This window comes from Marinomonas ostreistagni, assembly GCF_016461785.1.
GTDB lineage: Bacteria > Pseudomonadota > Gammaproteobacteria > Pseudomonadales > Marinomonadaceae > Marinomonas > Marinomonas ostreistagni_A.
Genome location: NZ_JAEMUH010000004.1, coordinates 160,743 through 174,834, shown reverse-complemented (window position 1 = coordinate 174,834; position 14,092 = coordinate 160,743). Strand labels below are relative to the sequence as shown.

Below are 14,092 nucleotides of genomic sequence, written 5' to 3'. Positions count from 1 at the left end.
GTACGAACGATAGAAGAAGAAAGCGCCAACCATTTGGCTGGCGCTTTCACATGGCAGACTACTTAATAATGGTAGGGATTATTTAAGTAGGCCTTGCTCACGGTAGTACTTCTCAGCACCAGGGTGTAGAGGTGCTACAAGAGAAGAGTGAACCATTTCAACGGGTTGTAGTGGTGCAAATGCAGGGTGTAGACGTTTGAAAGAATCGAAGTTTTCAAATACCGCTTTTGTCATTTGGTAAACCACTTCATCAGACACGTTGCTAGACGTTACGATGGTTGCTTTTGGACCAAAGGTAACCACGTCATTTGGGTTGCCGTTGTACATACCACCAGGAATCACAGCCTGAGAGAATTCGCTGTGTTTCTTCTGAACGCTTAATGAAGCGTCGTCTGTTAATGGAATCATACGCACGTCACAAGTGGTCGTTGCTTCTTGCGCAGAACCGTTTGGTAGACCCGCAACGAAGATAGTCACATCAAACTTGTCGTCACATAGTGCTTGAGACATTTCTGAAGATTTAAGCTCAGCAGCAAATGCGAAATCTTCTGTTGTCCAACCTTTCTCAGACATTAGAAGTTCCATCATTGAACGGTTACCGGAACCTGGGTTACCGATGTTAACGCGCTTACCTTTAAGGTCGTCAAACGACTTAATGCCAGAGTCAGCACGAGCCATTAGGTGAATAGGCTCTGGGTGAAGAGAGAATACAGAGCGCAATTCTGGGAATGGGTTACCTTCAAACTGGCCTTTGCCTGCAATTGCTGCAGCTTGAACGTCAGACTGCGCTACACCGAACTCAAGCTCGCCCGCGCGAATGCTGTTTACGTTGTAACCAGAACCGCCAGTGGACTCTACAGAACAGCGAATGCCGTGCTCTTTACGGTCTTTGTTGATCATACGACAGATAGAGCCACCCGCTGGGTAGTAAACACCTGTTACACCGCCAGTACCGATAGAAATGAACTGAGTTTCAGCCGCCATAGATACCGTTGTAGCTGCGGCAAAAGCCGTCGCGATCGCTGTCTTAAAGATTGCTTTCTTCATTGAAAATTCCTCGTTGTGTCATTTTTTTGTTATCAAATTGTCAAAACAAGGACATCTATGGCAAATACGATGCCAATTTCGAAAAAACAACCTAAACCAATGATTAATATAGATTTTTTAATTTAAAAAGGTGATTTTTAGCACCTTACGGACTATAACAATAGTTATACTCTTCAATGAATAACTCTCTCAGAATCGCTAAAAAGCCCATTTTTAAAGGGGCAAACCAGTGACATATAACCTTTCTTATAGCTATAACTTAAGTTATAAGACATAAAAATCATGTTATTCTTCCGCCTCTTCTCATCCCTTAGAAGAGTCGTTAAGATGCACTCTTCCTCCAATTTTGTAGATTAAACATACAATGAGAACGTTCATTCTCTGGTTGATGACGGTATTAGTTAGCGTTTCTTTTGCTCATGCAGAAACACGAACAACACTCAGCAATACACCTAAACGGGTAGTGCATATTGCCGCAGACTATAATTACCCCCCTTACGAGTTTTTAGACGAAGAAGGACAGCCTGCGGGATATACCGTTGAACTAACATACGCCATTGCAGAAACCATGGGCCTAGACATCGACCTCACCATGACTGATTGGCAAAGTGCTTATACAGGGTTATTAGATGGAACCTACGATGTTCTACAGAACATTGCTTATTCAGAAGAGCGCGCCAAGCATATTTTCTTTTCTTCTCCTCACTCTATCGTTAGTCAGTCATTATTTGCGCGTAAAGATGGACCTCATGTAGATGACATTTCTGAGGTCAGTGGTTATGAAGTTATTGTCCAGAACGCCAGTATCATGCACGAATATCTGAAGCAAAACTTCCCTGAAATCACCATCATCCCAGCGCCGACGCATTCGGCAGCGTTACGTTTACTGGCCTCTGGAAAACACGACTTTGCATTGACTGCAAACTCTCCTAGCTTGTACCTCAGCCAAGAAATGGGACTCAGTAATCTAGAACCAATTGCCAGGCCCGTAGCAGGTCAAAGGCTAAGCTACGGTGCTCTACCAGTAAATGAAGACCTGATGGCGCTGTTTAGTGAAGGATTGGCCATTTTAAAAAATACGGGGCGCCAGCAGGAAATCTACAACAAGTGGTTTGGCACTCTGGATCAATCTAAAACCCAGTGGAAAAAGCTGGGGCAATACGCGTTCTATACGATCTTAGCTTTACTGTTTATTCTGGGAGGAATCATGGTCTGGAATAGCATGTTGAGAAAAGAGGTAGAGCGTCGCTCCGAACAAATCAAAGCGCAGCAGGAGCAGCTGATCCAAGCCGATAAAATGGCGTCTCTTGGTGTACTCGTATCAGGAGTTGCCCATGAAATCAACAACCCAACCGGTCTGCTTATGCTGAACCTCCCTATCCTGCGCAGTGCTTGGGAGGATGCCTTACCCTACTTAGATGAGGTTGAACAAGAACACGCAGGGCTTTCTTTAGGCGGACTGTCTTATCAACGCCTCAAAGCAGAAATCCCTTATTTATTGGATGAAATGCAACATAGCACAGACCGTATCCGAAACATTGTTAATGATTTGAAAGACTTCGCTCGAGAGCAACCGGATGAAATCTGGCAAGAGGTTAATATCAACCAAGTTGTTGAAACTGCAGTACGCTTAGTTGATAAGTCCCTGCGCAATGCGACGGAGGACTTTACACTACATCTGGACCCTAGAAACCCGAAAATCCTAGGGAATCCACAGCGATTGGAGCAAGTCATTATCAACTTAGTGCTTAATGCCTGCGATGCTCTAGAAAATAAGACTCAAGCTTTGACTATCTCAACGTCATTAAACCCTGACCAATCAGAGCTACTCTTGGCCGTGGAAGACCAAGGGTGTGGAATTGATCAACAAGCTTTACCAAGGCTAACGGATCCTTTCTTTACCACCAAGCGTGAAACCGGTGGAACAGGACTGGGATTATCCGTATCTGCTGGTATCGTAAAAGCCCATAAAGGGCGATTATCTTTTGAGTCAAGCGTAGGCAAAGGAACGGTCGCCATCGCTAGTTTTCCAGTATTGCCTTAGCAGTTTACTTGAGAGGAGTCATTTTGAACCCATCTGCCTACCCACCATTTAAAATTCTACTTGTGGACGATGAGCCATCCTTCCTACGAAGCATGTCGCTGACACTAGAGCGTTATGGGCTCAATAACATTGTTACCTGTTCTGAGCCACATCAGGTTCAGCAGATTATGTCTGAACACAGCATCGGTTTAGTGTTGCTGGATCTAACTATGCCTGTTATCTCTGGGCAGGAGTTGCTCGCTTGGTTTAAAGAAGAGTACCCAGCTGTAAGCGTTATTATTTTCAGTGGTTTGAATCAAGTCGATGCAGCGGTGAATTGCGTCAAGCAAGGCGCATTCGATTACATCGTCAAAACCGCTGATCAAGAGCAGATCCTTGAATCCATTAAACGCGCCATTCACACCCAAGAATTAAGCCTTGAGAACCAAGCCTTAAGAGCCCAACTGTTATCCAATGAACTGAATATGGCGGCTCAGTTTGCAAACTTTGTCACTGCTGACCCTGGCATGATCTCCACCTTTCGATATCTGGAGTCCATTGCAGTCAGTGCGCAGCCCGTTTTGATTACAGGGGAAAGCGGTGTGGGCAAAGAGCTGATTGCAGGCGCTATTCATAATTTAAGTGGACGCAATGGCCCTTTGGTCACCGTTAACGTTGCAGGCCTTGATGATAATATTTTTTCCGATACCTTGTTTGGTCACGCCCGAGGCGCCTTTACCGGAGCCGATAAAGCGCGCCAAGGTCTGGTGGAAAGTGCCGCTGGTGGCACCCTATTTCTAGATGAAATTGGTGATTTAAGCGCTTCTTCTCAAGTCAAATTACTGCGCCTACTGCAAGAAGGCGAATACTACCCCATTGGCAGTGACCGCCCGAAACGTATTCAAGCGCGTGTGGTGGTCGCTACCCATCAAAACTTAGCAGAGCAACAACAGCAAGGCACCTTCCGCAAGGACTTGTATTATCGACTGCGCACGCACATGGTGAATATCCCACCTTTACGTGAGCGCTTGAATGACTTGCCACTATTGCTCGATCACTTCATGCGCCAAGCCTGTGACGAGCTGCAAAAAGACTATTTGGCAATCCCAACCAATCTAGCACTGCAATTACAACACTACCCCTTCCCAGGCAACGTACGTGAGTTGCGAGCCTTGGTGTACGATGCTGTTAGCCAAAGTAGCCAAGATGAACTGAATGTTAGTGTTTTCCAAACCTTAGTAGGCGGCAATCAGGTGGATGTATTTGAGCGAAGCGTGCGCTTCCCAGAGGATCAGCCTTTGCCGACACTGACCCAATTAAGCAAACTGTTGGTGGAAGAAGCCATGAACCGTGCTAATCAGAATCAGTCTTTGGCAGCACGCATGCTAGGGATTTCTCAGCCTGCGTTGAGCAAGCGCTTGAAAAACATGAAAGAAGACAGTGAAGATTAGCCGAATCGATTACAAAATATCGCGGCTGGGCGCGACACCAAACGCTCTAGAATATTCACGACTGAATTGTGAAGTGCTGGTATACCCCACTTCATAAGCAGCACTGCTGACATCTCGAATGCGACTTTTCAGCAGTGTTCTTGCTTGTTGTAAGCGCACCATTTTTTGGTATTGCAGCGGACTCATCGACGTAATGGACTTAAAATGAGTGTGGAAGGATGACACGCTCATTCCGGATCGCTGCGCCAAGTCAGCCACCGTCATCGTTTCAAAGTAATTCTGCTTAATCCAAGTAATGGCTCGCACCACTTTTTCGGCGTGAGAATCGGCGACACCGAGCTGCGCAATCGAAGCGCCCATTGGACTCAGCAACAAGCGCATCAAAATCTCATCAATTAAATGTGGTACCAGCAGGTCTATGGCTTGCTGCTGTTTGATCACTTCAAATAATCGTATAGAAGTTTTGACAATATTGACGTCTAAGTCGTTTATGTAAACCGCTTTAAGGTTCTCAGAACGAGGCATACCTTGCGTAAAAATTCTCGCGCTGAGGTCTCGAATACGATCAGAGAGCAGCGGAATCATCAAGCAATAATAAGGTTCGGCAGTGGATGCCTGAGAAATTGCAAAACTGATCGGCACTTCGGCAGAATACACCACCATATTGGTGTGATCTTCCACATAGGAGAGATCATCTTGCATAACAGAAAAGACTTTTGCCCCTTGCGGGACGATGCAAATACTTGGCTGCGCAAATAAATGGGTCTGCTCTTTTCCTGTTTTAGTCGCCCGAGTGACGTTAACAAATCCTTCTACGATCTCAAAAAAACCATCATAGGTCACCACTTCACCAAGTAGCGCTGTTAGTGATTGCACATGTTCATTGGGGGAGGTATCTCGTGGTTCCATCAAAGTGGCCTGTTCTAACGGGTAACTGAAAACAATCTATATAAAAGCGTCGCGTAGACCAACATAAAAACTCTGTCAGCCTACGCGCCCATCTTATTTCTTATGCAGAATACAGAGTTTATGCAACGTCTAATGATGACATATCAATGACAAAGCGATGTGCCATTTCACCCTGCTCCAAGCGTTTGAAGGCTTCGTTGATCTGATCCATTTGAATCATCTCGCATTCAGGATAGATGTTATGTTTTGCACAAAAATCCAACACCTCCTGCGTTTCCGCAATGCCACCAATCAGTGAGCCAGCCACTCGACGACGACCAAAGATCATTGGCATGCTATTCAGTTCGCCAGTTGGACCGACTTGCCCAACAATCACAAGAGAGCCATCCACATCCAGCAGCGGTGTGTAAGCATTGATGTCATGCGCCGTAGGAACCGTATCAATGATCAGATCAAAAGCGTTCGCGGCCGCAGTCATAGCTTCCTCGTCAGTGGACGCCAGTATACCTTTTGCACCAAGCGCTTTTGCTTCCGTTTCTTTTTTAGTCGAACGACTCATCACCGTTACATCAGCTCCCATCGCTACGGCTAGCTTAACCGCCATATGACCAAGGCCACCTAGACCGATCACACCAACACGAGAACCTTCCTTTACACCCCACGTACGAAGTGGTGAATAAGTGGTGATACCTGCACACAAAATCGGTGCAGATTTAGATAAATCCATGCCTTCTGGGATACGCAATACGAACTCTTCACGTACTACGATATGCTTAGAGTACCCACCTTGCGTGGTTTCACCCGAAATGCGATCAGGGAAACCATACGTACCTGTCATACCTTCACGGCAGTATTGTTCTTCATGATTATGGCATTGATCACATTCTTGGCAGCTGTCTACCATACAACCCACCGCAACTTGATCGCCCACCTTATATTGAGTGACATCCGCACCGACAGATTGCACAACCCCCACAATCTCATGACCTGGTACAAGTGGATAAGGTTGTGGCCCCCAGTCACCATTCACGGTGTGCAAGTCAGAGTGACAAACACCAGAATATAGAATTTCTATCGCCACATCATTTGAGCGAAGTTCACGTCGCTCAAAATGGTAAGGCACCATATTGGCTTCACTTGAATGCGCTGCATAACCGACCGTTTTCATATAACACCTCTAATTTATATCAAATGGATCTTGATTGAACTCAGTGATAAAAATCATACGGTGCAGACCGTCAATGATGCATGCCTAATGCTCCATAACACTTGCACAAAACTACAACGACACTGAAGTCCCCATTATTGGCACATTCGTTACACGAATGTTCTGCAAAGCGATAACACGAAAGAATAAAGGGCTCTCGCCTAATGCAAGCCCCTCAATTATACTGGTAGACAAAGCTCGCTAGTCTGAGCATTTACCCACCATCCTAATTTCGAGGGCACACAATGCAAACGAAACATTTTAGCCGCTTCGGAGCGAAGAAATGCTTTCTCATCGTTGCAACGGCAGTGCTTATAGGAATACTGTCACTATCAAGCACTGCTCAGGATTTAGCGGTGAATCACTACCAACAATATTTTAAAGCCATGCAAACCCTAGTCGACTTACAATATTTTGCCTGTTAAACGTCAGATTAAATAGAGCCTATAGAACCGCTTCAAAGCATTCGAGTTGTGGGTGCCCGAGATAGATGTCACGTCGACTGCCTGCATTGGCGTGCGCTTTTCGAAATGCTTCAGACTTAGTCCAGGCTTCAAACGCCTCTTTAGATTCCCAAGTAGCATGAGAGGAAAACAGCGTATATTCTTCTGTTGTCGGACCTTTTAATAAGTTAAATGTTTTAAAGCCAGGCACTTCGTTTAGGTAGGAATCTCGCCCTTTCCAAATATCGATAAACTCTTGCTCACAACCCAGTTTGATCTTAAATCGATTCATTGCAATAAACATAAATACTCCCATAGTGTTTATAGCGAATTTTTTCTCGCTTTCTATTCGAAGCAAGACTAGTATGGCGCACCTTTTTATCTTACAGAGCTGACGCCATGTCTGAAACTGTTCTCTATACTGACTTGTCAGCCTACTATGATTTGATGTGTGCGGACATTAATTATCAAGCACAAAGTGATTCTATTGCCCGACTAAACCGAATGTTTGGCAATGGCGGCACTCAGCACTTAGACCTCGCCTGCGGCACCGGCCCTCATATCCGTCACTTTTTGGATGCAGGTTATCTAAGCCAAGGGCTGGACCTTAACCAACCGATGCTGGATAAAGCAAAGATACGCTGTCCTGAGGCTAACTTCAGCCTGCAAAATATGTGCAGCTTCGAAGTTGATCAACCTGTCGACTTAATTACCTGCTTCTTATATTCAATACATTATTGCGGGGATTTAGAACCCTTATCTCTTTGTATAGAAGCGGTTAATAATGCCTTGACACCTGGCGGAGTGTTTTGTTTTAACGCTGTCGATAAGCGCTTTATTAACAATCAATCGTCTACGGCACATTCTGTATATTCAGAAGATAGTCGCTTTGACTTCCGCTCAGGATGGTTTTATCAAGGGCACGGCTCACAACAACGGCTGCGTCTGAGTGTACAGAAGACTTCAGGGGATCAAGTCGAAGTCTGGCAAGACAGCCACACTATGGTCGCAGTAGATTTCAACCAACTAAGTGCGCTGCTAGAACAGCATTTTGAAGTACATATTTTCGAGCACGACTACGACAAACTAAATGCTTGGAGCAACCAAACTGGCAATGCTATTTTTGTTTGTATAAAACGCTAAACAAAAAAAGGGGAATCTGTTTGCAAGCTCCCCTTTTAACGGCGATTAATAGTCGATAAGTTTTTAGACCTTAAATAAGCTGGCTTTACGCTCGTAATCTTGAGCAATGTCTCCTAACTGAGTCGCCAAGCTTGAAACTTTTTCTATTTCACTTGCCAGCTCCTGCAATGTGCGGCAGTTTGCAACCAGCTGTCGGTCCACTTCAGTCAACATTGATGCCTGACTGCGTGTCTCTTCAGCCGCATCATTATTCAATCGGGATACTTGGCTTACCTGCGACGCACGACTTGAAATTCGAGTAGCGATACCTTCTACTTTTGATACGTTTTCAATCGTTCTTGATCGCCCAGAATCCATCGATTCTACGGCTTTTTGCATACTGACATTTAGACGATCAACAATCTGTTCAATCTCATCTGTAGACTCACCACTACGCTGGGCTAAAGCTCGCACCTCATCCGCAACTACCGCAAACCCTCGGCCTGACTCACCAGCACGTGCAGCCTCAATAGCAGCATTTAAAGCAAGCAAGTTTGTTTGCTCAGAGATACCTCGAATAGCATCTAAAGCTGAGGTAATCGAGGCCACCTCTTTAGTCAGTTCACTTAAAGAATGCACCGCCGCAGTAGTGTCTTTTTCTAGTAACTTCATGTCAGATACAACCAAATCTGCATCACGTTTATCAGCGTCACTCGATGCTTCAACTTCTGAGGCAAGCTCCGCTGCATGAGAACAATGCGCGGCGGTATCTTCTACCTGCCCCATCATTTTATTAGTTTCTGATTCAAGATGAGCCGTTGTTTGACTTTGCGTTTGGCTCGTCTCAATTGTGCTCGCACTGATATTCTGAATACTTGCTGAAGTCTCAGATAAGCGATCAGCAATACGTTTATAATCCTTGAATTGAGTACTTAGTTCTTCCAGCATCGCATTTAGTGCTGACTCAGAGACACCTTTCGCATCAGGCAGTCTCACCGAGAAGTCTTTGTTCATGGAAACCGTATCAATCACTTCAGCAATACGTCGATTAGCACTAGACTCCCCGCGCATCAGTGCAGCCATATAAATAAGAATGCCAGTTTCAGCTGCTGCAAACAGTGCGTGTAGGAATGTAATCCCCCATGAACAGTCACCTGCAAAAGCAATAATTGGCATCCCCATCACGGAACCGCCGTTTAATTGCCAATAAGTCAAAAGCAAATGATGGGCTGCAACGGTCAATAAACCAGCAACAAATGGCTGCCAACGCTCATAAATTAAGAACACTACGATGGTTGCAAAAATATGAAAGTGCATCTCAATTAAGCCAAGTTGTGTCTGAACCAGAAGCCCCGACACGCTCATCATAATGACTGCGGCTAACACACCAAATGCAGCGGTACCTCTGAGTGAGAAATACGCAATACAAGTCACCACACCAATCATCAATGCAGCAATAACAGAAAAAGTGGTTAATTGTGCTCCCATCATTCCTGATAAAAATAAAATAGGCACTTGAGCGAGCAATACTCTAAAAATAAATGTATCACGCCTTAATAGTAGTGAATCGGTCATAGTCGCTCCTGACTAGATTGTTCTATGGTTATTAGATCGCTGTATAAAGCACCCTTTGGGTAAGACAATTGAGAGTAAACCTTCATAAGCTTCTTTTCGTGGTTGAATAAATATAGATACCCAGCATGAGATGGCGAACCATTCAAATAACGAACTCGCTCCCCTAACTCAGACTGCACCTGTTTGAGGATTTCTGGGGACAGTTCTGCACTTACAAAGCGATTTGATAATGCATTGAAATAGCGTTCTCGAAGCTCTGCTGGCTCATTAAAAGGGTCTATCGTTACCATCAAAAACTTCACATCACGCAAAGCGTTTTCTTGATCAAGTTTTTCACTAAGTTGCTGTAATTGATGAACGCGAACTGGACAGATATCAGAGCATGAGAAAAAACCAAACATTAGATAAACCGCATCGGCATCTATCTCATTAAAGCTGTGGGAGAACCCCTTGGTATCTAGCCATGAGAAATTAAGTGAGTCGTCTCTATTAATAGACAAACCATAACCTTGGTTAGCATAACTAGACGCGATAATCGCTAAGGGAAAAGCAGAAAGAACCACCCCTGAAACAATTAGAGTACGTAACCAAAGCGGTGTTTTTTTAAACATACTACTGCTCAAGATTAGGTCATAAACTAGATTGAGTTTAAGACAATTTAATACAGTGAACTGTAATGTTTTTATACTTTATCGTAGTGTTTATGAAAGCCTACCCTCAAACTAACTTTGTCTTAAGTCAAATAACTTCTCCTTAAATGGATCGATACGGCCTATTGTGCGCTCAACCCAATCTAAATCGTAATACGTATCTGAATACCTTTCTCCTGCATCACACATCAGTGTGATGATTGACCCCTTCTGACCCTGCTGCCTCATAGATTCAGCTACCTGCAATGCACCCCATAAATTGGTTCCCGTTGAAGGGCCTGCCTTACGGCCCGTTAATTGATACAACCAATGAATGGTTGCAACGCTTGCGGCATCTGGCACCTTCCACACATCGTCAATGACATCGGGCTGAAAAGAAGCTTCCACTTGTGGGCGGCCAATCCCTTCTATACGACTGCCTCGATTTATTTTGACGGCATGATCACGTGAATGAAAGCCTTCATAAAATGCCGAAAACTCTGGATCCACCACAACTAATTGGGTACTTAAACCTTTGTAGCGAATGTATCGACCAATTGTGGCAGACGTTCCACCGGTTCCAGCTCCCATGATAACCGTATGAGGAACAGGGTGCGGCTCAAGCGCCATTTGTCCAAACATACTCTCGGCAATGTTATTACTTCCGCGCCAGTCTGTTGCTCTTTCAGCGTAAAGAAATTGATCCATAAAATAGCCGCCAGTTTGTTGTGCCACACGAATAGCTTCGTCATGCATCAAGGTTGCACAAGAAACAAAATGACACTGGCCGCCGTAAAGCTCTATTTGACGGATTTTGCTTTGGGCAGTAGAGCTTGGCATAACGGCAATGAAAGGCAGCCCTAACATTCGTGCAAAATACGCCTCTGACACCGCAGTACTTCCAGATGAGGCCTCGACGATGGTCGTGCCTTGTTTTATCTTGCCGTTACACAGCGCATATAAAAACAAAGAACGAGCTAAGCGATGCTTTAGACTTCCCGTGGGGTGAGTGCTCTCATCTTTTAAATAAATATCAATCCCATCAAACTCCAAACCTTCCAATTTGATCAAGTGGGTATCTGAAGAGCGCTGATAGTCAGCATTAATTTTATCGATCGCATCACCAATCCAACTCATTTTTCAACCTCCAAAGCGTTATAGCGAATGGCTTATACTGTATATCGCTGAGAAAAAAATGAGTTGCTATTTCATTCCCAGAAACCACATAATTTAGAAAATAATTCTTTTCATAAGCCATTAATGAGAAATATTTTTCATGGATAAAGTAGATCTTATTATTCTTGATATGTTGCAGCGTGATTGTACGGTATCCATTCAAGACATTGCTGAACGGGTTAACCTGTCAACTACCCCTTGCTGGAAGCGCATCAAACGCTTGGAAGAAGATGGCATCATCAAGTCCCGAGTAGCGTTATTGGATGGTAGTAAGATCCAATTGGGCATCTCTGTATTCGTTCACATAAAAACCATGCGGCATGATAATGAATGGCTCACTCGGTTTTCTGAGCACATCATGGCCTTTGATGAGGTCGTAAACTGCTACCGCATGTCTGGAGAATGGGACTACTTGTTAAGAGTTGTCACTAAAGACATTCATGCTTTTGATCTGTTCTACAAAACGTTAATTAAAGACATCGACGGTCTTACGGATGTGTCCTCAAGTTTTGCCATGGAAGAAATCAAATACACCACTCGTCTGCCAATTATGAAGGACTCGTTATAAATGAATGCAGATATGGCATAATGGCCACACACTAAGTACTAGGACATTAGCTATGATCACATGTGGTATCGAAATCAAAGGCAGCGAAATTATCTTATGCCTTCTATCAAAAGAAGATGGTTTTTTTCAGCTTCCTGACTGCCGCCAAGTGCGCCACGCTTTGCAGCACCCGAACGATGCCGAGGCTGTGCGTAAATTTCAATTTACACTGAAAAAGCTGTTTGAGGATTATAAAGTTGAGCAAGCGATCATTCGCGAGCGGCCAACCAAAGGTAAGTTTGCAGGCGGTGCTGTTGGCTTCAAAATTGAAGCAGCGGTTCAACTAATCGAAGGCTTGAACGTTGAACTTATTAATAATGCCACCATGAAAGAAATCATCAAAGAAAACCCGATCCCAATTGCTTTTTCAGAAACAGGTCTACGCGCATTTCAAGAAGGTGCTTTCCAAGTAGCCTACGCAGCTTTAAGCCGCTAACTCAAACAAAACAGCTCTGTCATCATACGAATAACAGAGCTGTTACTGATTTATAGAAAACCACTAGCGCACGAAAGCCGTCGACTACTCTTTTGCCAATTTAAGAAAACGCTTGTGAATACGGCGAGTCGCCCACCAAACCCCACCAATTACCAGTGGCACCGTTATCCCAACCGCTAGGCTTTTATTAATGGGCGCTCCATTGTCGTAAGCGGCTTCAATCAAATATTTCAACAAGCCAATGCTGTAATAGGAAATGGCGGCTACAGACAGGCCTTCAACCGTATGTTGCATGGCCAGTTGAATTTTTGAACGACGATCCATAGAAGCAAGCAAATGTTGATTTTGTGATTGAATAGACATTTCAACACGAGTGCGCATCATGTCTGATACTCGGTCAATTCGTCGAGAAAGATTTTCTAAGTGCTCACTGGTCGCTTTACAGGTTCGCACCGCTGGCGTTAAACGACGGGTCATAAATTCGGTAATGGTTAAATGCCCCGACACTTCATCTTCTTTTAATTCAGCAAGTCGCTTTAACACTAAGTCGTGGTAGGCAGACGTTGCGCTAAACCGAAACGTGGTCTTAGCTCGAGCCGCTTCCACCCAAGCTGCCATATCAATAATTTGCTCTAGCACTTCTTGCTCATCAATTTCGTCTTTCGTCTCGGCAAGCTGCGCGGTTAAGTCAGCCAGTTTTTGGTCCATATTAGCCAAACGCTGATTGTAATAACGAGCCATTGGCAACCCCAGCAAAGCAAACAGACGATATGATTCAATCTCAATTAAGCGCTGCACCATACGACCGAGCTGACTGTCACTCATATTACGGTTATAAATCAAAGTACGACCACAACCATCGCTGTGTACCTGAAAAGTCGTCCAAACTTGAGCATCACCATTTTGAGGTCGGCTGCCCACTAAGCGCATTCCCTCAAAGTAAGATTTCACTTGTGCCAATTCAGGTTCTGGTTGCTGTCTCGCGTCTTCAATGGCGACATGGAAAGCTGAAACCACCGTTCCAACCATGCCTCCCACCCAATCTTTAGGCAAACAGCTTAAACCATTATTAGCAAACGGGTCCGCTAGAAATGGTGCACCTTCGTTAATAATGGTGTAAGAGATGAATTCTAGATGGGCCTCACGGCGAATCCGGACGTCTCCGAAACTGACTTCAAGACACACAGAATCTTGCGCTGGCGGCACGACACCGTAGCGTTGATACAAACCGATAAAGTGCTGGAAGTCTTGCTTCTTTTGCTCGCCATTCATCATGACCGCTAGATAGCTCACTCTTGCAGTACTGGAAATGACTTGGAAAGGACGGGAATGTAACTCCGCATAGAGCGCATCACGTTGCGCGTGCATGGTTAATCCATAAGGATTGACGACAGGGTTCACTTCAGCTCTCTTTGTTATTCTGTTTAGGGGGACCTAAATCATTGGCCGAATTACTTATTAATGCAA

The 14,092-nt window shown here is 44.6% G+C and carries 14 protein-coding genes; 6 read left to right on the top strand and 8 right to left on the bottom strand.

Translation table 11 applies throughout. From position 1 onward, the window contains the following. Positions 1 to 78 precede the first annotated feature (78 nt). Positions 79 to 1,047, bottom strand: coding sequence for a TAXI family TRAP transporter solute-binding subunit (locus JHD44_RS05270; protein ID WP_199461719.1), 969 nt, complete (start codon positions 1,045 to 1,047; stop codon positions 79 to 81). A gap of 364 nt (positions 1,048 to 1,411) precedes the next feature. On the opposite strand from JHD44_RS05270, the gene JHD44_RS05265 reads away from it, so the two are divergent. Further along, positions 1,412 to 3,091: a transporter substrate-binding domain-containing protein gene (locus JHD44_RS05265; protein ID WP_199461718.1), complete on the top strand. Its 1,680-nt coding sequence runs from the start codon at positions 1,412 to 1,414 to the stop codon at positions 3,089 to 3,091. 23 nt (positions 3,092 to 3,114) lie between these two features. Continuing rightward, the gene (locus JHD44_RS05260; RefSeq protein WP_199461717.1) at positions 3,115 to 4,521 is read left to right on the top strand and encodes a sigma-54-dependent transcriptional regulator; all 1,407 of its coding nucleotides are present in this window, start codon (positions 3,115 to 3,117) and stop codon (positions 4,519 to 4,521) included. A 9-nt stretch (positions 4,522 to 4,530) separates the two neighbouring features. Here JHD44_RS05260 and JHD44_RS05255 read toward each other — a convergent pair whose 3' ends face one another. Together JHD44_RS05255 and JHD44_RS05250 are read right to left on the bottom strand one after the other, a co-directional pair. After that, positions 4,531 to 5,430 (bottom strand): AraC family transcriptional regulator, encoded by a 900-nt coding sequence (locus JHD44_RS05255; RefSeq protein ID WP_199461716.1) that lies wholly within the window; start codon positions 5,428 to 5,430, stop codon positions 4,531 to 4,533. A 118-nt stretch (positions 5,431 to 5,548) separates the two neighbouring features. Beyond that, on the bottom strand, positions 5,549 to 6,598 hold the full coding sequence (locus JHD44_RS05250) for an NAD(P)-dependent alcohol dehydrogenase (protein ID WP_199461715.1): 1,050 nt from the start codon (positions 6,596 to 6,598) through the stop codon (positions 5,549 to 5,551). A gap of 284 nt (positions 6,599 to 6,882) precedes the next feature. Here JHD44_RS05250 and JHD44_RS05245 point away from each other — a divergent pair, with 284 nt between their 5' ends. Further along, the gene (locus JHD44_RS05245; RefSeq protein WP_199461714.1) at positions 6,883 to 7,062 is read left to right on the top strand and encodes a hypothetical protein; all 180 of its coding nucleotides are present in this window, start codon (positions 6,883 to 6,885) and stop codon (positions 7,060 to 7,062) included. A gap of 19 nt (positions 7,063 to 7,081) precedes the next feature. On the opposite strand, the gene JHD44_RS05240 is transcribed toward JHD44_RS05245, so the two are convergent. After that, positions 7,082 to 7,384, bottom strand: coding sequence for an antibiotic biosynthesis monooxygenase family protein (locus tag JHD44_RS05240; protein WP_199461713.1), 303 nt, complete (start codon positions 7,382 to 7,384; stop codon positions 7,082 to 7,084). A gap of 95 nt (positions 7,385 to 7,479) precedes the next feature. On the opposite strand from JHD44_RS05240, the gene JHD44_RS05235 reads away from it, so the two are divergent. After that, the gene (locus tag JHD44_RS05235; RefSeq protein ID WP_199461712.1) at positions 7,480 to 8,223 is read left to right on the top strand and encodes a class I SAM-dependent DNA methyltransferase; all 744 of its coding nucleotides are present in this window, start codon (positions 7,480 to 7,482) and stop codon (positions 8,221 to 8,223) included. A gap of 63 nt (positions 8,224 to 8,286) precedes the next feature. Here the strand turns inward: JHD44_RS05235 and JHD44_RS05230 are convergent, their stop codons facing one another. From JHD44_RS05230 to JHD44_RS05220, 3 genes are all read right to left on the bottom strand, one after another. After that, entirely contained in the window at positions 8,287 to 9,777 is a 1,491-nt protein-coding gene (locus JHD44_RS05230) for a methyl-accepting chemotaxis protein (RefSeq protein WP_199461711.1), read from the bottom strand. Beyond that, entirely contained in the window at positions 9,774 to 10,388 is a 615-nt protein-coding gene (locus JHD44_RS05225) for an SCO family protein (RefSeq protein WP_199461710.1), read from the bottom strand. Before JHD44_RS05225 ends, JHD44_RS05230 begins: the two co-directional genes overlap by 4 nt. Before the next feature lie 111 nt (positions 10,389 to 10,499). Beyond that, positions 10,500 to 11,543: a PLP-dependent cysteine synthase family protein gene (locus JHD44_RS05220; protein WP_199461709.1), complete on the bottom strand. Its 1,044-nt coding sequence runs from the start codon at positions 11,541 to 11,543 to the stop codon at positions 10,500 to 10,502. Positions 11,544 to 11,682: 139 nt separating this feature from the next. Between JHD44_RS05220 and JHD44_RS05215 the strand changes: the two genes are divergently transcribed. Then, positions 11,683 to 12,150 (top strand): Lrp/AsnC family transcriptional regulator, encoded by a 468-nt coding sequence (locus tag JHD44_RS05215; RefSeq protein ID WP_199461708.1) that lies wholly within the window; start codon positions 11,683 to 11,685, stop codon positions 12,148 to 12,150. Between the two features lie 52 nt (positions 12,151 to 12,202). Continuing rightward, positions 12,203 to 12,625, top strand: a complete 423-nt coding sequence (locus JHD44_RS05210) for a DUF3010 family protein (protein ID WP_199461707.1) — start codon at positions 12,203 to 12,205, stop codon at positions 12,623 to 12,625. 84 nt (positions 12,626 to 12,709) lie between these two features. Here JHD44_RS05210 and JHD44_RS05205 read toward each other — a convergent pair whose 3' ends face one another. After that, positions 12,710 to 14,026 carry a DUF3422 domain-containing protein gene (locus JHD44_RS05205; protein ID WP_325097048.1) on the bottom strand — a complete coding sequence of 439 codons (1,317 nt, stop codon included), beginning with the start codon at positions 14,024 to 14,026 and terminating at the stop codon, positions 12,710 to 12,712. Positions 14,027 to 14,092 lie beyond the last annotated feature (66 nt).